Below are 18,482 nucleotides of genomic sequence, written 5' to 3' on the forward strand. Positions count from 1 at the left end.
AGGGGAGATCGTTCGAATGTCGGATAAGAAATTGCTTCTGGTGGAGGACGATCGGGCACTGGCCGACCTCGTCACCTATCATTTCGAACGCGCCGGCTATGTGGTGACCCGCACCGGCGACGGCGAGGAAGCGCTCATCCTCGCCGAGGAGATCACCCCCGACCTCGTCATCCTCGACTGGATGATCGAGGGCATCAGCGGCATCGAGGTGTGCCGCCGCCTGCGCCGCCGCAACCAGACCGCCAACCTGCCGATCATCATGCTCACCGCCCGCGGCGAGGAAGATGATCGCATCCGCGGCCTCGAGACGGGCGCCGACGACTATATCACCAAGCCCTTCTCGCCCAAGGAGCTGGTCGCCCGCGCCGGTGCCGTGCTGCGCCGCGTCCGCCCCGCGCTCGCCGCCGAGCAACTCGAATATGCCGGTCTCGAGATGGACCTTGCCGCGCACCGCGTGAAGCGCGACGACAAGCCGGTGCAGGTCGGCCCGACCGAATATCGCCTCCTCAAGCATTTCATGGAGAACCCGGGCCGCGTCTTCTCGCGCCAGCAGCTTCTCGAGACCGTCTGGCCGCATAGCGAGGACATCGAGCTGCGCACCGTCGACGTCCACATCCGTCGCCTCCGCATCGCCCTCAACGAACATGGCGGCCCCGACCTCATCCGCACCGTCCGCGCCGCGGGCTATGCGCTTGACGCTGCCAGCTAGGCACGTGTCCGCCGTGTCGGGACCGGCCTGATGGCGTGGGTCGTGCTTTTCCTCGCCGGTCTCTTCGAGATCGTCTGGGCGACCGCGATGAAGCAGTCGGACGGCTTCACCAAGCTCGGCCCGAGCATCGTCACCATCGCCGCCATGCTCGCAAGTTTCGGTTTGCTTGCCTGGTCGATGAAGGTTTTGCCGCTCGGCACTGCCTACACGATCTGGACCGGCATCGGCGCGGTCGGCGCCTTCATCGTCGGTGTCGCCTGGTTCGGTGAGCCGCTGGGCGCGATGCGCGTCACCGCCGCGGTGATGATCGTCGGCGGGCTGGTCCTGATGAAGCTCGCGACCCCCGCCTAGCGCGGCTCCTGCCCCGCCCGCTCGACCATTTCCTCGATGATCGACGTCGAGACCCAGTGGATGTCCTTGTTGCTGGTGAACATGAAGGCGCTGCCATCGAGGCTGACCATCGGGCAAAGCTCGTGCCCCGCCGTGTTCACCCGCTCGTCGAATGCGATGGGCGCCTGCCAGCCCCCCGCACCGTCCGACAGGCTGAAATAGAGATCGCCGCGCCCCTTGCCGCCTTCGCGATCGGAAGCGAAGATGAGGTAGCGGCCGTCGGGATCGACGAAGGGATCGCCCTCATAGGCGTCGGAATTGACCGTCTCTAGCCGCTTCGCCTCCCCGCCCTCGCGGCCGACATAGAGGTCGTAATAGCCGTCGGGCTCGCGGTCGGAGGAAAAGTAATAGTCGCCGCCGCGCGTCTTGGAGACAAAATAGTCCTGCGCTTCGCTGTTGATCGGCTCGCCCAGCAGCACCGGTTCGCCCCAGCCGCCGTCGCCATCGGCGGGATAGTAGCCGATATCGGCGCTGCCCTCGGCGCGCGTGATGAAATAGAGCCGCTGCTCGTCGTGCGACAGATAGGGGTCCTGCACGGTATAGTCGGGCGTGCCGAAGCGCTGCACCGGCCCCGCCCAGGCCTCGCCCGACCAGCGATATTCAAGCGTCGACTGCCAGTCGCCATGCTCGATGCCGACATAGAGGATGCGCCGATCGCGCGAGAGGGTGGAGCAGAATTCATAGCGCCCATCCTGCGACACCGTCCCCGGTCCCAGCACCGCTGGCGACGCGGGCGGCACCGGTGCCTCGCGCGAGGCGGCGGACAGCAGCAATGCGAGCGTGATCATGGCAATTCCCCCGGGACGAACTGCAGTGACGCTACCAGCCGCCTGCCCGCAGGAGAAGCCGTGGCTCGATCAGTCGCCCCGACCCTGCGGCTGGGGCAGTTCGGGATCGTGGCGGTGGTTCCAGATCTCGACGATCTTGCCCTCCTCATTGAAGCGGAAGACGTTGATGATCGCGACCTTCTCGAACGGCTCCATCCCCATGGCGCGCCCCTGTTCGCTGATGTCCGACAGGTTGATCCACCATCGCGTGGCAACCTTGTCGCCCTCGGCGATCTGATAGTCGATCTCGCCTGTCATGCTGCCCATGCCGTGGAAGAAATCGGCGATCTGCTTCTGCTGCATCGCCTGCTCGGTCACACCTTTGCGGGCGCCCAGGTCATGCACGACATAGCTGTCGGCGACATAATCGGCATAGGCATCGGTCTGATTGGAGAACCACAGCTTCTCGTAGAATTCACGCGCGAGCCGCTTGTTGCGCTCGATCCGCGTCTCGGCGGCGGCCTCGGCATGATGATCGGCGGCGGCGGCAGCCATGTCGGCGGGCGCGGCGGCGATAAGCAGCACGGACAGCGAAAGCAGCATGGAAACCCCCTGGTCGGTTTAACACATGTTAGTTTCTAGGGCATCCGGCGAGCGAAAGACAGCCCCCCGCTTGCAACGCTCCGCCTTCCGGCGCATTGGGCCACCATGGCACGCAAACGAAAAGGCAAACGCGGCGACAATCCCAACCGTCCGCGCTTCTGGGGCAAGCACGCGGTCGCAGCCGCGCTCGACAATCCCGATCGCAAGGTCATCAAGGCCTGGACCACACAGGAGATGGCGAACTTCATGCAGTTCCCGCCCGAGGTGCAGGTGGTGCGCGCCGAGGTCACCGACCTTGCCCGCCTCGTCCCCCATGATGCGCCGCACCAGGGCGTGGTGATCGAGTGCGAACCGCTCGAGGACGTCTGGCTCGGCGACGTCATCGCCGAGGCGGGCGAGAAGTCGACCATCCTCATCCTCGACCAGGTCACCGACCCGCACAATGTCGGCGCGATCCTGCGTTCGGCCGCCGCCTTCGACGTCGATGCCATCGTCACGCAGGACCGCCACGCGCCGCCTGAGGGCGGGGCGCTGGCCAAGGCGGCCTCGGGCGCACTCGAGACCATTCCGTGGGTCCGCGTCGTCAACCTGTCGCGCGCGCTCGATGAACTGGCCGAGGCCGGCTACTGGCGCATCGGGCTGGCGGGCGAGGCCGAGAGCACGCTCGCCGAGGCACTCGGGCCGAAGCGCGTGGCGCTGGTGCTGGGCGCCGAGGGCCCCGGCATGCGCGCCAATGTGCGCGACCATTGCGACGCGCTCGCCAAGCTGCCGATCAGCGAGCAGATGGAAAGCCTGAACGTCTCCAACGCCGCCGCGATCAGCCTCTACGCCGCCGCCACCGCCGACACGGGAGCCGACAGGGGCTGATGGTCCAGACGCAGGCGAGCCTCGATCACCATCTCGATGCGCTCGCCGCCATCGAGCCCGCGTTCGGCGAGGTCATGGCGCGCCACGGGCGACCCGAACCGCGCGTGCGCCCCTGCACCCATGTCACCATGCTGCGCACCATCGTCGGCCAGCAGGTCAGCGTCGCCGCCGCCGACAGCATGTGGAAGAAGCTCACCACCCGCTTCGGCGAGGATCCCGACCTCGAGGCGATGTGCGCAGCCGACGATGACGAGATGCGCGCCGCCGGCCTGTCGCGGCAGAAAGCGGGCTATGCGCGCAGCCTCGCTGCACTGGTCCGCGACGGCGAGGTCTGTTTCCAGAGCCTGCCCGAGGATGACGAAGAGGCCATCGCCGAGCTTACCAAAATCAAGGGTATCGGCCGCTGGTCGGCGGAAATCTATTTGCTCTTCTCCGAAGGCCGTTCCGACGTCTTTCCGGCCGGCGACCTTGCGGTACAGGTCGAACTGGCCCGCATCCTCGGCCGGCAGGAGCGCCCGCCCGAGAAACTGGTGCGCCAATGGGCCGAGCCCTGGTCGCCCCATCGCGGCGCCGCCGCCATCCTTGCATGGCACAGCTATATGGCGCCGCCGATGTAATCGGACTGCCTGTCCGGGGGACAGGTAGTAGGCACCCCGCCCATGTAAGCTGCCCCCTACAGGGGCTTCAGCGCGACATCACGGATGAGCTTGGGCCGCACGTCGGCGCGGATCGGGGCGAGCCTGCCCTCGCTCGCGCCCGTGCGGCCGACCATATAGGCATGCGCTTTCTCGGGCTTCACCGGCGCACCATTCTGCCCCGCCGTGCGCCGCAGCGCGAGGGCGAGGATGGGGGCGAGCAGCGGGCGCTCCTCGACCATATAGGCCTTGGCCTGCGACAAGGGCAGCGCGGCGCGGCCGCCGAGCGACTGGGTCTGCCCGGGATGCAGCACCGGCAGGGGCGCGTTGGCGGGCGGCGGCGGAAAAGCGAGGAATTCCTCGAGATGCTGCTTCTGGTCGGGGCCCGCGTTGAGCATCGCCACGTCGAAGCGGACATTATGCGCCGCCGCGCTGCCGCGGTTGGCGATGTCGACGCGATAGTCGATCCACAATTCCTCTTCATCGAGCGCGCAGCGCACGGGCGTGACCGCGACGTGGAGGTCGGGCTTGAGCGTGGTGGTAATGCCGCTGCTGATGGTGGCGGGCGCAGGTGCGGGCTCGGGCGCGGGCGCGGGTTCGCGCGGCATCGCCGGGGCCGGGGCCGGCGCAGCGGCGGCAGGCGCGGGGCGCGACTTGCGACGACGGGCGATCAGCACGAAGGCCCCGATGGTCACCAGCACGGGCACGAGCGCGAGGAGCCAGCCGGGCAGGCTGCTCCCTTCCGCATAGTCTTCCGGCGCCATCCCGCGCGGCGCGATGGCGACGTCTTCCGTTTCCACTGACAGGTCGACGGACGGGGGCGCCGCCTCGGCAGGTGCCTCCTCCACCGCCGGCGACGTCGGTTCGATCGGGATCGGCACGGGCTGCGGCTGCGGCTGCTGTTGCTGCGGCTGGACCTGTTGCGGCTGCGGACGCGGCGCGGGCGGGGTCGCCACGGGCGCGGCAGGCGTCTCGACCGGCTCGGCGGGAGGGGTTTCCTGCGCCGGCGCTTCCTCGCCGCCGAGCGAGAAGTCGCGCAGCGATTCGGGCCCCACGGTCGTGCTCGGCTCTTCCACCGGCGTTGCCGGCGGGACCGTGTTCGCCGGCGCGGCCTGCTGGGCGGCGGCGGGAGCGGCAAGGAGGAACAGGCTCGCGGCGAGCATCGCGCGGGCGGCGTGGGTGGGTTTCGTCATCTCGGGGGGCGACAAAACATCATCGCCCCCCCTTTGCAAGCACTTAGGCGGCGTCGACCAGCACGAGTTCGACGTCCTGTTCGCCAGCTTGGATGACCAGTTTCTCTTCGTCATGGGCCGCGACACCATCGCGGCCCCTGGCTGAATGGCCGTTGACCGTCACCGCGCCCGAGGGGACGAGATAAAGGTAGCGCCCCTTGCCGGCCTCATATTCGAGCGTCTTGCCCGCGGGCAATGTGGCGCCCAGCACCTTGGCATCGGCGTTGAAGCTCAAGGCACCATCGTCGGGATCGCCCGAGGCGAGCAGTTGGAAGGCGCCGTCCCGCTCTTCCTTCGGGAAAGGCATCTGCCCCCACGCAGGATCGGCATTGGGCTTGGCCGTCTCGATCCAGATCTGGAACAGCGTCGTCTGCTCGTCCTCGAGGTTGTACTCGGCGTGCATCACCCCGCGCCCCGCGCTCATCACCTGCACGTCGCCCGCGCCGGTGCGGCCCTTGTTACCCATCGAATCCTGATGCGTGATCGCGCCGGTGCGGACATAGGTGATGATCTCCATGTCGCGGTGCGGATGCGGCGGGAAACCGGACTTGGCGGCGATCTCGTCGTCGTTCCAGACACGGATCGGCCCCCAGCCCATGCGGCTGGGATCGTGATAATTGGCAAAGCTGAAATGGTGGCGGGCATTGAGCCAGCCATGGTTCGCATGGCCCAATGTGTCGAAGGGTCGGATATCGATCATGGAGACAAAATGGTCGGGGGTGCCCCCCCGTTTCAAGCGGCACCGACGTCCGTAGGGCACAGCGATGTGCCCCGCCTGCTCAAAGCGCCTCCAGCTCCGCCGCATAATGCGCGGCCTTCTCGGCATAGAGCGCCGCCGACGCGCGCAAGAGCCGCACCGCATCGTCATCGAGCGTGCGGATCGCCTTGGCCGGCGCGCCGACGATCAGCGAGCGTGCGGGAAACACCTTGCCCTCGGTCACCAACGCGCCCGCGCCGACGATCGATTGCTTGCCGATCACCGCATGGTTGAGGATGCGCGCGCCCATGCCGACGAGCGCCTCGTCCTCGATGGTGCAGCCATGGAGGATCGCCTGATGCCCCACCGTCACCCGCGCGCCGATGGTGAGCGGCGCGTCGGGATCCGAATGGCCGATGGCGCCATCCTGGAAGTTGGTTTCCTCCCCAAGGAGGATCGGCGTATTGTCGGCGCGGATGACGGCGCCGAACCACACGCTCGCGCGCGCAGCCAACCGGACATCGCCGATGAGGTCCGCCGAGGGCGCCGCCCACGCGCCTTCCGCGAGCTGCGGCGACTGGCCGCCAAGAGCATAAAGCGTCATGGCCCGACCCTAGGCGCGGGGCGGGCGCGGCGACAAGCCTTTCAGCCGCTCGCCCTCAGCTCCCGACTGCCACCCGCGCCCCGGGCGAGGGCGTCGGCGAGAGATGCTGGGCGATCATCGCCTGCAGTTGCTCGAGCTTCACCGGCTTGGTGAGATGCGCCTGCATCCCGGCGGCAAGGCACTCCTCGACATCCTCGGCAAAGGCGTTGGCGGTGAGCGCGATGATCGGCAGCGATTCGGCGCCATGGCCGAGCCGCCGCAGCCGCTTTGTCGCATCGATCCCGCCGAGATGCGGCATCTGGAGGTCCATCAGGACGAGCCCGTAGGGGCGCCCCTCGCGCGCCGCCTGCTCGATCGCGTCGACCGCCTCGAGCCCGTCGGCGGCGAGGTCGCAGGCCACCCCCAGCTGCTCGCACATGGCGGTGGCGAGCATCTGGTTCACTTCATTGTCCTCGACCACCAGCAGGCGGGCATCGCCGAACTGCTCGTCACGCGCGGCCCGCATTGGCGTTACCCCGTGCGGGGAGGCTCTCTCGACGAGCGGCAGGTCGATGGTGAAGGTCGAGCCCTCGCCTTGCGCGCTCTCGACCTTGAGGCGCCCGCCCATCGCGTCGGCAAGCCGCCGGCTGATCGCCAGTCCCAGCCCCGAGCCGCCGAAGTCGCGCGCGGTGGTGCTGGCGCCCTGGTCGAAGGTGTCGAAGATCTGCTTCTGCTTGCCCTCGGGGATGCCGATGCCGCTATCGATCACGGCGATCTCGACCCGCGGGCCGTCATCGCCCCCGCACCGCCGCGCCGCGACGCGGATGCTGCCCTTCTCGGTGAATTTCACCGCATTGCCGAGGAGGTTGAGGAGGATTTGCCGCACGCGCAGCCGGTCGCCTTCCATGAAGTCGGGAATGGCGGGGTCGCAGTCGACCTCCAGCTCCAGCCCCTTGGCCTCGGCGGCGGCGCGCATGATGTCGACGCAGGCATGGATCTTGGCGCGCAGGTCGACCGGTTCGTGCAAGAGCTCGAGCCGTCCCGCCTCGATCTTGGAGATGTCGAGGATGTCGTTCAGGAGCTGCAGCATCGAAGTGCCGCTGTCATGGATGAGCTGGACGTGGCGGTGCTGTTTCTCGGTCAACGGTTCGGCGAGGAGCAGCTCCGTGAAGCCGAGCACGCCGTTCATCGGCGTGCGGATCTCGTGGCTCATATTGGCGAGAAAATGGCTCTTGGCGGCGGCGGCATGCTTGGCGGCATGGAGCGCCTTCTTGAGCTCCTTTTGCTGTTCGAGCTCGTCGGTGCGGTCGCGGAAGACGCCGAACAGCTGCGTGGGCTTGCCGGTCTCGTCCTTGTCGACCTTGGCGATCGATTCCACCGTTCGCACCTCGCCGTCGGCGCGCACCATGCGGGCGGTGAAGCGATAGTCGCGGCCGCCCGCAAGCGCGTCCTCGACCAGTTCGGCAACCGCCTCGCGGTCGTCGGGGTGGTAGACGTCGAGCGCCTCGTCCAGCGTCGGCACATGTCCCGGCTCCACCCCGTGGATCCGGCAGGTCTCGTCCGACCAGTAGAGCTCCTTCTCCTCGAGATCGATCAGCCAGTGGCCGACATGGGCGGTCGCCTCGGTCATGAGGAGGAGGTGGTTGGCCTCGTTGAGTTCGTCGATCGCCCGCGCGCGATGCTCGGCAAGTTGCGTCAGCCGGTCGGTTTGTGCCGAGGCCGACCGGGCGGCCTGCGCCTGCCTCAGCGCGAAGAAGAGGAGGAGGGTCACGAAACAGGCGGTCGCCACCAGCCCGAGCCCCATCAGCCGCGCGACCAGATAGGCGAGACCGATCGCCAGTACCGCGGCCATGTTCTTCCATCCGTGCATAGCTTCCCTTCCTGTCACGAATTCGGCGGTCATGAGGCTAGGCGCGGTGGCTCACCGGGACATGAATCTTTCCTCCGTTTCCAAGCAAATGGGCGAAGCGTGCGCGCAGTTGCGCCGACAACCGCACCGATGCGGTGCTTTTTCCGCTGGCTCGCCGACCGCATCTGGCGACTTGATCGCTCGAGGGTTGAGCGGGCAGAAGGGACGGCATGGAAAGCCCAACCCCCGCCATGCGGATCGGCGACCGGCGCATCGCGCCCGACGCGCGCCCCTATGTCATCGCCGAAATGTCGGCCAACCATGGCGGCGACCTGTCGCGCGCGCTCGACATCATCGCCGCCGCCGCCGAGGCCGGCGCGAGCGCGATCAAGCTCCAGACCTATACCGCCGACACGCTGACCATCGAATGCGACAAGCCCGACTTCCGCATCGACAACCCCGAGAGCCTGTGGAACGGGCGCACGCTCTACGACCTCTACGAGGAAGCGCATACGCCGTGGGACTGGCACGAGCCGCTGTTCGAGGCGGCGCGCGAGGCGGGCATCCACATCTTCTCGAGCCCCTTCGACGAGAGTGCGGTCGACCTGCTCGAGCGGCTTGAAACCCCCGCCTACAAGATCGCCTCCTTCGAGCGCAATTTCATCCCGCTCCTCGAAAAGGTGGCGGCGACCGACAAGCCGGTGATCGTCTCCTGCGGCCTCGCGACGATGGAGGATATCGAGGAATCGGTCGCGGCACTGCGCGCCGCCAATTCGGGACCGCGCTGCCTCCTTACCTGCACCTCGAGCTATCCCGCCGCGATTGGCGACAGCAACCTACGCCGCATCCCCGCGATGCAGGCCGCCTTCCCCGACTGCCAGGTCGGCCTGTCGGACCATACGCTCGGCAACACCGCCGCGATCGCCGCGGTCGCGCTCGGGGCCTGCGTGTTCGAAAAGCATTTCAAGCTCGGCGACGATGACAGCTCGGTCGACGCGGCCTTCTCGGTCACGCCCGGGGGCCTGCGCGACTATGTCCGCTCGATCGAGGATGCATGGAGCGCGCTCGGCGAGGCGAAATTCGGCGCGGCGAGCGAGAATGAAGCCCAGTCGGCAATCTTCCGCCGCTCCATCTATGTCGTCGAGGACATCGCCGAGGGCGAGGAACTGAGCCGCGAGAATATCCGCTGCATCCGCCCCGGCTACGGCCTCCACCCGCGCCACTTCAAGGCGCTGTTGGGCAGGAAGGCGAGCCGCCCGCTCGAGCGCGGGACCCCCTTCAGCCTCGACATGGCCGCCGACTAGAGAAAGCGCGCGAGCAGCGTGCCGGCATCGCGTTCGAGCGCGGCGGCATCGGCTTCGTAGGACGCATCGTAGCGGCGCATGACCGCCTTCCAGCCGGGCGCGGTGTAAAAGGCCCGCGCCTCGGCATAGAGCCCCGCATGCCAGCCGTCCGCCTCGTGGACGAGGCCGCTGGCGATGAAGCCGTTATAATCGTGGCGCAGGCCGTCGAGCGTATCGACATGCACGACCGGGCGGCCGCCGCGCAGCACGTTCATCGCCACCCCGCTATTGCCGCAGAAGACCATGTCGCAGGCCGCGATCTCATCGGCCAGCGGATTGCCGAACGTCACCTCGACGTTGGGGTAGCGCGCCGCGAGCGCGGAAAAGTCGTTTTCGAGGAGCGAGACGGGATGGTTGCGGATGATGATGCGGACTTCGGGGTCGTGCGCGGTAATGTCGGCGACCAGCGCCTCGACCGCCTCCGCGCGGGTGAGCGCGGTGAGGAAGATGCCGACGCTGCGGGGCCGCTCGCGCCAGGCGAAGGGCACGGTGTCGCCCTCGAGCCCGACGAGCCCGATCTCGGCGCGGCAGCGCGAATGGCGGCGATAGGTCTCGCTCACCTCCTCGCCATAGAAGAGCGCGCAATCGGCAAGGACCGGCGGCACGTATCCCGAATGCGGCGGGACCGGCGCATGGTTGGTGTAAATGACGTTGCGACGCTGCCGGTGCGCCGCTGCCGCAAGGCCGATGGCCTCGGGACCGTAATTGCTTGCCGTGACGACCGCGGCGATGGCCGGACGCCGTTCGAGCAGCCGCGAGAAATGCAGGTAGATGGCGAGCGCGCCGGCGATCCGCGCGGCGGGCATGAAGCTGTCGCGCGCGGCAAGGCGCGCGAGGAGCGGCCACAGCCGCGGGGCAAGTGCCAGGAAGCGCAGCAGCGTGACGAGATGGAGCGGGTGCAGGAGATAGCGCCGCGCCATCACGAGGCGGTGCAGGCCGCCACCCGCGGCGGCGGCATCGAGAATCTGCTCGACGCGGTCGATCGCATGGGCCTCGTTCTGAAAGTTCTGGACGGCGAGCACACGCGCCCCGCGATCGAGGCGTGGCGGCAGCGAGACCACCGTCTTGACCATATAGGCGAACAGGGCCAGCGGCTGGAGAAAGGCGAGCAGCACATAGAGACGGGTGACCGCGGCATAGAGCCGGTTCTTGGCGAGGATCTCGCCGAACACCGCACCGCGCACGGGCAATGTTTCCCAGCGCCTGACGATCATCAGGGCAAGCGCCAGCGTATAGCCGCGCCGGGCGTTCGCCTCTGTCCCGATCCCCTCGAATGTCTCCCGTCGCATGCTGCTGACGATCCCCGCATCTTTTTGGCCGCCACCGCGGCGACCGGCCCTCCATCGCAGGCAATTATTAACATTCCCGCCCTACATGGTTACCACATAGGTAAGTATTTTGGGATTCACCTGCCGGGGGGCATGGTGCGTCGCGGGGACATCGGGGACTTCACACCTTGAACGCGAAGAGATTTCTGGCGCTCCAGTCGCTGTTTTACGCCTTCGCCAACGGCATCGAGGCGCTCGTCCCCTTCCTCCTCGCGCCGATCCTCACGCGCGCGCTCGATCCGGCCGAATATGGCATCTGGGTGCTGTTCATAACCTATGCCACCTTCCTGCGCCCGATCGTCGGGCTGACGACGCAGGATGCGATCCGCATGCGCTTCTACGATTTCGACCAGAAGCAGCTCGACCAGTTCACCCACACCATCCTGTTCGTCATGACGGTGCTCGCGCTGGCCGTCGCGGGGCTGACGTGGATCCTTCGCGAACCGCTCGAGGCGGCGACCAAATTCCCCGCCGAGTGGCTCGCCACGGTGGTCCTCGGCGCCTTCCTCTTCGAGGTCTTCTACACCGCGCTCGCGCTCCAGCAGTTCCACAACAACCGCAAGGCCTTCCTCCTCACGCAGGTCGCGCAGGCGGTCCTCAGCCTCGTCTTCATCTCGGGCTTCCTCTATGCCGGCTGGGACTGGCGCGGGGTCATCCTCGGGCGCATGGGCGGGCTGTCCATCGCCGCGCTCCTGTCGCTGTGGACGCTCGGCTACCGCCCGCGCGCCTTCCTGCGCATCCCCGAGCGCTCCTTCTATCGCCAGATCGCGCGCTTCGGCGTGATCTACTGGCCCTCGGGCATGGTGATCATGGCGGTGGCGATGACCGACAAGGTGGTGGCGGCGCATTATCTCGGCGTGTCGGCGAGCGCGATCTACGGGGTCGCCGCGCTGTTCGCCTCGGCGTATTGGGTCCTCAACCACAGCTTCGTCCTCGCCTGGACGCCGTGGCTGTTCCGCAAGCTGCGCGCCGCGCCCGACGACGGCATCGCCGACGTGCTGACCATCTCGGCCATCTATTTCGTCCTCGCCACGCTGGCGGCAGGCGGCATCTACGTGGCCTCGCTGATCGTGGCGCCCTATCTCCTCGGCGAGGACTTCCACAGCGCCATCCCGCTGATGAAATATATCATGGGCGCGATCCTCCTGCAGGGCTTCTTCATGCACAACATGAAGTTCCTCCATTACGACAAGAGCATCGGCGTCATGTCGGCCTGCAGCGCGATCGTCATCGTCCTCAACCTCATTCTCAGCATGCAATGGGCATCGAGCCTCGGCCTGCGCGGCATCATGCTCGCGACCGCCTTGTCCTTTGCCGTGGTTTTTGCCGCCAGCGCCGTCATGGTGGGCTACCGCCTCTATCGGGTGGCCAAGGTCAAAAAGGGAGTTGAACCCGTTGTTTCAGGATAAGAGCATTCTCATCACCGGGGGCACCGGCTCCTTCGGCCGCCGCTTCATCAAGACGATCCTCGAGCGCTACAAGGCGCGCCGCGTCATCGTCTTCTCGCGCGACGAATATAAACAGTCGGTCATGCAGGAGGTCTATAACGCCCCCGCCATGCGCTACTTCCTCGGCGACATCCGCGACCGGCAGCGCCTGATGCAGGCGATGGAGGGTGTCGACGTCGTTGTCCATGCCGCGGCCCTCAAGCAGGTGCCCGCGCTCGAGTACAACCCCATCGAGGCGGTGAAGACCAACATCCTCGGCACCGAGAATGTCATCGAGGCCGCGCTCCATCACAATGTCGAACGCGTCATCGCCCTGTCGACCGACAAGGCCGCCGCGCCGGTCAACCTCTATGGCGCGACCAAGCTCGCCGCCGAGAAGATCGCCATCTCGGCCAACAATGTCATCGGCACGCGCGACACCCGCCTGTCGGTCGTGCGCTACGGCAATGTCATCGGCTCGCGCGGTTCGGTCATCCCGCTGTTCCAGAAGCTGAAAGCCGAAGGCGCGAGCGAATTCCCGATCACCGATCCCAAGATGACGCGCTTCCTTCTCACCCTCCAGCAGAGCGTCGACTTCGTCATCGACTGTGCCGCGCGCATGCATGGCGGCGAGACCTTCATCCCGCGCATCCCCTCGGCCACCATCGAGACCATTGCCGAGGCGATCGATCCCGACATGCCGCACAAACATGTCGGCATCCGCCCGGGCGAGAAGCTGCACGAGGTGCTGATCCAGCCCGATGCCTCGTGGCAGACGGTCGAATATGACCGCCATTACGTCATCAAGCCGAGCTTCAACTTCAACCGCATCGACACCGATTACCTGACCGCCGCCAATGGCGAGAAGGGCCGTCTCGTCGGCGACGAGTTCGACTACAACTCGCGCGACAACGACCATTATGTGGACGCGGCCGAGCTGCGCGAGATGATCGCGGGCGCCATGCCCTTCGACGCCTGAGCAAGCGAGGACCAGCCGATGCCCGACCCGATCCGCTACAGCTGCCAGACGATCGACGAGGAAGATGTGGCGGCAGTCGCCGAGGTACTGCGCTCGGACTTCCTGACGCAGGGCCCTGCCACCCGCCGCTTCGAGCAGGCGGTCGCCGATTATGTCGGTACCGGCCATGGCGTGGCGGTTTCCAACGGCACTGCCGCGCTCCATCTCCTCGCGCAGGCGCTGGGGCTCGGGCCCGGCAAGCTGTTGTGGACCAGCCCCAACAGCTTCGTCGCCTCGGCCAATGCGGGGCGCTACCTCGGCGCCGATGTGGATTTCGTCGACATCGATCCCGCGACCGGCTCGATCGACCCCGATGCGCTCGAGGCCAGGCTCGCCGCCGGGGGCCGCAAGCCCGATCTCCTGATCGCCGTCCATTTCGCGGGCCACAGTCTCGGCTTCGAGCGGATCGCCGAGCTGTGCGAAGCGCATGGCATCCCCCTCGTCGAGGACGCCGCCCATGCGCTCGGCGCCAGCTACGCGGACCGCCCCGACATGAAGATCGGCGCGCACCCCAAGAGCCGCGCCGCCACCTTCAGCTTCCACCCCCTGAAATCGATCACCACCGCCGAGGGCGGCATGATCGTCACCGGGGACGCGGCGCTGGCCGCCGAGCTCGCCATGCTGCGCAGTCATGGCGTGACCAAGGATCCAGCGCTGCTCGAACGCGCCGACGAGGGCGCCTTCTATTACGAACAGCAGGCGCTCGGCTTCAATTATCGCATCAGCGACCTGCAGGCCGCGCTCGGCACCAGCCAGATGGCCCGTATCGATGACTTCATGGAGGCGCGCCGTGCCCGCGCGCGGCGCTACCGCGATCTCCTCGCCGACCTGCCGCTCGACCTGCCGCCCGCAACCGACGCCTCGAGCTGGCACCTCTATGTCGTCCGCCTCGATCCCGCGCGCACCGACGTGACGCGCCGCGCGGTCTTCGATGCGCTACGCGCCGACCGGATCGAGGCGCACGTCCATTACATCCCGATCCACACCCAGCCCTATTACCGCGACCTCGGCTTCGCGGCGGGCGATTTCCCGCAGGCGGAGCTTTATTACGAGCGCTGCCTCAGCCTGCCCATCTACCCGCGCATGACCGATGCCGAGCAGGACCGCGTCGTCGCCGCGCTGGCCGCCGCGCTGGGCCGATAGGCGATGCGCAAGGTCGCGATCATCCAGGCGCGCATGGGCTCCTCCCGGCTGCCCGGAAAGGTGCTCAAGCCGCTCGGCCACCGCCTCGTCCTCGACCATGTCGTGACCCGCGTAATGGCGGCGCGGCGGCTCGACGCGGTGGTCGTCGCGACCTCCGACCTTGCCGGCGACGACGCCGTCGAGGTGCATTGCGCCAGCCACGGCTGGACCTGCGTGCGCGGCGATGAGCAGGATGTGCTCGGCCGTTACGCCAAGGCGGCGCGCGCGGCACGGGCGGACATCGTCGTCCGCGTCACTGCCGATTGCCCGCTCTTCTCGCCGCTGATCCTCGACGCGATGCTCGAGCGCTTCGATCCGGACGCCATGGATTACATGTCGACCAACTGGCCGACCCGCAGCTTCCCCGTCGGGCTCGACTGCGAGGTGATGCGCGTTGACCGTCTCCTCGCCATCGCGGAAACGACCGGCGACCCATACGACCGCGAGCATGTGACCCCGCATTTCTACCGCAACCCGGACCGTTTCCGGCTGGCCAGCCATGCTTGCGGGCGCGACCTGTCGGCGATCTCGATCACCCTCGATACGGCGGAGGATTATGCGCGGCTGGAAGCGCTGGTCGAAAGGCGCCCCGAGCTGCTCGATCCCGCCGCCGACGTGGTCGCCATCGCGGCGGAGGAGCTGGGCTAGTCCTGCCCCCGCGCCAACGCGACCAGCGTCGCCGCCAGCCGTTCCGCGCCCTTGCCGTCCACCATCGCCGCCGCCTGCCGCGCCATGTCGCGCCGCGCCGCCGCATCCCCGACGAGCGCCCCGATGGCGCGATGCATGGCATCCGCCTCGACCTCTTCATGGGTGCCGAGGAAGCGGATCGCCCCTGCCCTTTCGGCGAGCATGACCTGCGCATGCTGGTTGTCGGCGACCTCGACCACCAGCGAGGGCAGCCCGAGGCAGGCGCGCTCCCACAGCATCACGCCCCCCGCGCCGAGCGCGAGGTCGGCCCGTGCGAGCAAGCCCGCCAGCCGCGCCTTGTCGGGCGCGTGGTGGAGGCGGACATGGTCCGCCCGCCGCGCCGCCTCGAGATCCCGGTCCTCGAGCCGCGTTCCCGGCCCGATGACGAGGTCGACCGCCACCCCGTCCATGTCGCGCAGCGCCGCGACGGCCTTGGCGGTCTCGCCCGTCGGGTCGGTGCCGCCGAAGCAGACGTTGACGCGGACCGGCGTGCCGGCCGTCTCCCGATCGACGGGAGCAAGCGCCCTGATCGTCGGCGACAGGGGCGCGAAGGCCGGACCGCGCAGCCAGCGCCCCTCGCCCGGCCCCGCTTCGTGAAGCCGCACCACGCGGTCCGCCTGCCGCGCCTGGTCGAGATCGTCGATCACCATCAGCGGCATGCCGGCCGTGCGCGCCGCGACCTCCCATCCGCCGACATCGTCATAGTGGTCGAGGCAGAGAGCGCTGACGTGCCCTGCCTCGTGCAGCAGCAGCTCAAGGGCTTGGTCGGGCGCCGCGTCATCGACAAGGACAACCGGCAGGTCGTCGCCGAAAAAGGCGCCGAGAAAGGGTTCGCTGTCGCGCGCGGTGAGCAGCGTCACCTCGACCCCGGGATCGCGGCGCAGCGCCTCGACGAGCGCGGCGGCGCGCGCGAAATGGCCGGTGCCGAGCGCGCGCCCGGCATCGGCGCGGATGGCGATGCTAGTCGCGCCGGACATAATAGCTGAAGCTCACTTCCTCGCCCTCATGGTCGATAACGAGGTCATAGTCGGCAAGGATCGCGGCAAAGCGCGGATCGCGGCTGAACGCCGTTGCCCAGTCGACCTCGACATGGCGAAGCGGCCAGGTGGCGCCCTTGCTGAAAAGCAGCGCATCGGGCGGGCGGTCGATCCACAGCCGGATCATCCGGTCATGCAGCGCGACCCGCCCCGGATGCTCGAGCGGCATCACGGGGGCCACGCCGTCATTGGCGGGCACATCCGCAGGTGCCAGCTCGGCGGCCACATAGGCGGTGTTGACCATCGGGTTCCAGCGCAGCGCCCCTGCCCCCGCCAGATACTGGTTGTAGGGCGAGGGATGCATGTTGAGGACGCCGATCCGCTTGCCCTCGACGCGCTCGCCCGCCGCCTCGATGACCCGCTCCAGCTCGCGGTCGGCGGCCCGATATTGATGCGTCTCGGCAAAGGCCCGCACGACATGCGGCAGGATGCACAGGAGAAAGACGAGCTCGCCCCACCAACGCAGCCGGTTTCCTGCGAGCCAGCGCAGGAAGACAATTCCCATGACGATCGGGAAGACGTGGTGCGTATACCAGCGCTCCTGCACTGCGGCGACGAGGATCACGCCCGCCATGACCGCGCCGCCGAGCGCGATGTGCCGCACCGGCACCTTCGAGACGCGCAGCAAGAGGAGGGCGAGCAGCGCGGGCAGAAGGATGACCAGCGCCCGCTCCAACTTGTCCGACCCCGACCGGAGGTTGGCGTCGATCGCGCTCATCATCATCGAGATGGCCTCGCGCTGCGCGGGGTCGATGAACCAGAGGAGGAGGTAGCAGGCGACGACCCCGCCGGCGATGAGGTTCTCGATCCTGAACAGCGTTCTGATACGTCGCTGCACGGCCGCATCGGCCAGCTCGACCAGCAGCACGACCGCCGCGTAGAGATATTTGAACAAGAGCGTGACGCCCAGCCACAGGCCGAGGATCGCACGCAGCTTCGGCCCGATGCGATCGCCAGCGGGGTCCGACACGCGCAGCACGAGATAAGGCCACAGCCCCGCCAGCACGAGTGGTTCGCGCAGCCCGAAGATATTCTTGTAGAGGATCGGCACCACCAGCAGGATCGCCAGCGGCACGAGGAAGAAGGCAGGCCCTGCCCCCACCGCCCTGCGACGGATCGCATAGGCCAGCCATGCCCCGATGAGGCTCACCAGCGTCGACATGAGGATCACCGCCAGCGCCCCGCCGAGGCCGGTCGCCTGGCCGAGATGCCATGCGGTGGTGAACCAGGCTTTTTCCATCGGCGGGAAATAGGGGACATAGTCGCCGTAGGCCGCGCCCAGCTCGACCGCCAGCGCGCCCGACAGCACCCCGCCGCCAAGGTCGTGGTGGAGCGGATAGACATGGGCGTAGAAGAGGTAGAGCGCGCCCATCGCGAGACCGCCCGCGAGGAGCGGCAGGGCGGTCCCGCCAATGCCCGTCGGGATCGCTGCACGAGGATGGGCCGGACCGGACGCGACGCCGCGCATCATCGTCATCGAACCTGAAAGCGAAAGCGGGAAGGGCCTGTCATGGGAAACAGGTGCCAGCGCCGCCGACGGACGTCAAACAGCAGGTGCCATACCGCGCCATGATTTCGTCTCAGGCGGCGCCTTTTGTCCCCGGCGCCGCCCATTTCTCGAACTCGCCGGAGGCGATCCTCGCCATTCCGGCGCGGGCGCAGATTCTCTTCGCCGCGACATTTTCGGGCCTGATATAGCCGACCATCGCCGGCTCCATCTCCAGCATCAGCGCCGCGACCTTCGCCGCGAGGCCCGTGCCGCGCCGGGCGGGCGCGACGTTCCACGAGAATTCGACCTCCTCGCCATAGTCGAAGCGGATGGTTGCCACCGGTTCGCCCTCTTGCTCGACGATATGGATCCGCAGATCGCGCCGCCGGAGCGCCCGGTCGAGCCACGCGACATGGCTCTCCCAGGCGATCTCGGCGGTATCGCGCGACATGGCCCGCGTGACCGGATCGTTGCGCCAGTCGAAGAGCAGGCGGGCATCTTCGAGCGTGGCAGGCCTGACGACCAGATCGCGATCCATGGCAGTTCCTACAGTGACGGGCGCCTGCCAGCCTAGATGAACCTGCGCGGCGGACAAGCCCGCTGCCGGCCTTGCCCGCGATCGCCGTGCGACAAGGCGCG

General features: G+C 67.7%; 19 protein-coding genes. 9 read left to right on the forward strand and 10 right to left on the reverse strand.

Going from position 1 to position 18,482, the window contains the following annotated elements; genetic code table 11:
* The first annotated feature begins 16 nt into the window (after positions 1 to 16).
* On the forward strand, positions 17 to 709 hold the full coding sequence (phoB, locus tag NUW81_RS05690) for a phosphate regulon transcriptional regulator PhoB (protein WP_245111343.1): 693 nt from the start codon (positions 17 to 19) through the stop codon (positions 707 to 709).
* Between the two features lie 30 nt (positions 710 to 739).
* Positions 740 to 1,060 carry a DMT family transporter gene (locus NUW81_RS05695; RefSeq protein WP_245111347.1) on the forward strand — a complete coding sequence of 107 codons (321 nt, stop codon included), beginning with the start codon at positions 740 to 742 and terminating at the stop codon, positions 1,058 to 1,060.
* Here the strand turns inward: NUW81_RS05695 and NUW81_RS05700 are convergent.
* Together NUW81_RS05700 and NUW81_RS05705 are read right to left on the reverse strand one after the other, a co-directional pair.
* Positions 1,057 to 1,887, reverse strand: coding sequence for a TolB family protein (locus tag NUW81_RS05700; RefSeq protein ID WP_245111349.1), 831 nt, complete (start codon positions 1,885 to 1,887; stop codon positions 1,057 to 1,059). The two genes, NUW81_RS05695 and NUW81_RS05700, sit on opposite strands and share 4 nt — an antisense overlap.
* Before the next feature lie 69 nt (positions 1,888 to 1,956).
* Positions 1,957 to 2,469 carry an ester cyclase gene (locus NUW81_RS05705; protein ID WP_245111352.1) on the reverse strand — a complete coding sequence of 171 codons (513 nt, stop codon included), beginning with the start codon at positions 2,467 to 2,469 and terminating at the stop codon, positions 1,957 to 1,959.
* A gap of 105 nt (positions 2,470 to 2,574) precedes the next feature.
* On the opposite strand from NUW81_RS05705, the gene rlmB reads away from it, so the two are divergent.
* Together rlmB and NUW81_RS05715 are read left to right on the forward strand one after the other, a co-directional pair.
* Positions 2,575 to 3,336, forward strand: coding sequence for a 23S rRNA (guanosine(2251)-2'-O)-methyltransferase RlmB (gene rlmB / locus NUW81_RS05710; protein ID WP_245111355.1), 762 nt, complete (start codon positions 2,575 to 2,577; stop codon positions 3,334 to 3,336).
* A complete protein-coding gene (locus NUW81_RS05715) occupies positions 3,336 to 3,953 on the forward strand; it encodes a DNA-3-methyladenine glycosylase family protein (protein ID WP_245111357.1) in 618 nt (205 codons plus the stop codon). Before rlmB ends, NUW81_RS05715 begins: the two co-directional genes overlap by 1 nt.
* Positions 3,954 to 4,009: 56 nt before the next feature.
* On the opposite strand, the gene NUW81_RS05720 is transcribed toward NUW81_RS05715, so the two are convergent.
* The 4 genes from NUW81_RS05720 to NUW81_RS05735 form a co-directional block, all read right to left on the reverse strand.
* Complete coding sequence (locus NUW81_RS05720) at positions 4,010 to 5,164, reverse strand: hypothetical protein (protein ID WP_245111359.1); 1,155 nt, start codon at positions 5,162 to 5,164, stop codon at positions 4,010 to 4,012.
* Between the two features lie 43 nt (positions 5,165 to 5,207).
* Complete coding sequence (locus tag NUW81_RS05725; RefSeq protein ID WP_245111362.1) at positions 5,208 to 5,903, reverse strand: pirin family protein; 696 nt, start codon at positions 5,901 to 5,903, stop codon at positions 5,208 to 5,210.
* Between the two features lie 79 nt (positions 5,904 to 5,982).
* Positions 5,983 to 6,504: a gamma carbonic anhydrase family protein gene (locus tag NUW81_RS05730; RefSeq protein ID WP_245111364.1), complete on the reverse strand. Its 522-nt coding sequence runs from the start codon at positions 6,502 to 6,504 to the stop codon at positions 5,983 to 5,985.
* Between the two features lie 55 nt (positions 6,505 to 6,559).
* On the reverse strand, positions 6,560 to 8,353 hold the full coding sequence (locus NUW81_RS05735; RefSeq protein WP_245111367.1) for a PAS domain-containing hybrid sensor histidine kinase/response regulator family protein: 1,794 nt from the start codon (positions 8,351 to 8,353) through the stop codon (positions 6,560 to 6,562).
* Positions 8,354 to 8,562: 209 nt separating this feature from the next.
* On the opposite strand from NUW81_RS05735, the gene pseI reads away from it, so the two are divergent.
* Positions 8,563 to 9,636: a pseudaminic acid synthase gene (pseI, locus tag NUW81_RS05740; protein WP_245111370.1), complete on the forward strand. Its 1,074-nt coding sequence runs from the start codon at positions 8,563 to 8,565 to the stop codon at positions 9,634 to 9,636.
* On the opposite strand, the gene NUW81_RS05745 is transcribed toward pseI, so the two are convergent.
* Positions 9,633 to 10,964 carry a hypothetical protein gene (locus tag NUW81_RS05745; protein WP_245111372.1) on the reverse strand — a complete coding sequence of 444 codons (1,332 nt, stop codon included), beginning with the start codon at positions 10,962 to 10,964 and terminating at the stop codon, positions 9,633 to 9,635. The two genes, pseI and NUW81_RS05745, sit on opposite strands and share 4 nt — an antisense overlap.
* A gap of 167 nt (positions 10,965 to 11,131) precedes the next feature.
* Between NUW81_RS05745 and NUW81_RS05750 the strand changes: the two genes are divergently transcribed.
* Genes NUW81_RS05750 through NUW81_RS05765 form a run of 4 tightly spaced genes read left to right on the forward strand, consistent with a single transcriptional unit; the run spans position 11,132 to position 15,278 of the window.
* The gene (locus NUW81_RS05750) at positions 11,132 to 12,412 is read left to right on the forward strand and encodes a lipopolysaccharide biosynthesis protein (RefSeq protein WP_245111374.1); all 1,281 of its coding nucleotides are present in this window, start codon (positions 11,132 to 11,134) and stop codon (positions 12,410 to 12,412) included.
* Positions 12,399 to 13,409, forward strand: coding sequence for a UDP-N-acetylglucosamine 4,6-dehydratase (inverting) (gene pseB, locus NUW81_RS05755; RefSeq protein ID WP_245111377.1), 1,011 nt, complete (start codon positions 12,399 to 12,401; stop codon positions 13,407 to 13,409). Before NUW81_RS05750 ends, pseB begins: the two co-directional genes overlap by 14 nt.
* 18 nt (positions 13,410 to 13,427) lie before the next feature.
* Positions 13,428 to 14,591, forward strand: a complete 1,164-nt coding sequence (gene pseC / locus NUW81_RS05760; protein ID WP_245111380.1) for a UDP-4-amino-4,6-dideoxy-N-acetyl-beta-L-altrosamine transaminase — start codon at positions 13,428 to 13,430, stop codon at positions 14,589 to 14,591.
* Between the two features lie 3 nt (positions 14,592 to 14,594).
* Positions 14,595 to 15,278, forward strand: coding sequence for a cytidylyltransferase domain-containing protein (locus NUW81_RS05765; protein WP_245111382.1), 684 nt, complete (start codon positions 14,595 to 14,597; stop codon positions 15,276 to 15,278).
* Here NUW81_RS05765 and NUW81_RS05770 read toward each other — a convergent pair.
* The 3 genes from NUW81_RS05770 to NUW81_RS05780 all read right to left on the reverse strand — a co-directional run bounded on the left by NUW81_RS05770 (position 15,275) and on the right by NUW81_RS05780 (position 18,381).
* On the reverse strand, positions 15,275 to 16,294 hold the full coding sequence (locus NUW81_RS05770) for a PseG/SpsG family protein (protein ID WP_245111385.1): 1,020 nt from the start codon (positions 16,292 to 16,294) through the stop codon (positions 15,275 to 15,277). The genes NUW81_RS05765 and NUW81_RS05770 overlap by 4 nt on opposite strands.
* Positions 16,278 to 17,831, reverse strand: coding sequence for a hypothetical protein (locus NUW81_RS05775; protein ID WP_245111387.1), 1,554 nt, complete (start codon positions 17,829 to 17,831; stop codon positions 16,278 to 16,280). Before NUW81_RS05775 ends, NUW81_RS05770 begins: the two co-directional genes overlap by 17 nt.
* Positions 17,832 to 17,934: 103 nt before the next feature.
* The gene (locus tag NUW81_RS05780) at positions 17,935 to 18,381 is read right to left on the reverse strand and encodes a GNAT family N-acetyltransferase (RefSeq protein WP_245111390.1); all 447 of its coding nucleotides are present in this window, start codon (positions 18,379 to 18,381) and stop codon (positions 17,935 to 17,937) included.
* Positions 18,382 to 18,482: the final 101 nt, after the last annotated feature.

Source organism: Sphingomicrobium aestuariivivum (assembly GCF_024721585.1).
GTDB classification, from domain to species: domain Bacteria; phylum Pseudomonadota; class Alphaproteobacteria; order Sphingomonadales; family Sphingomonadaceae; genus Sphingomicrobium; species Sphingomicrobium aestuariivivum.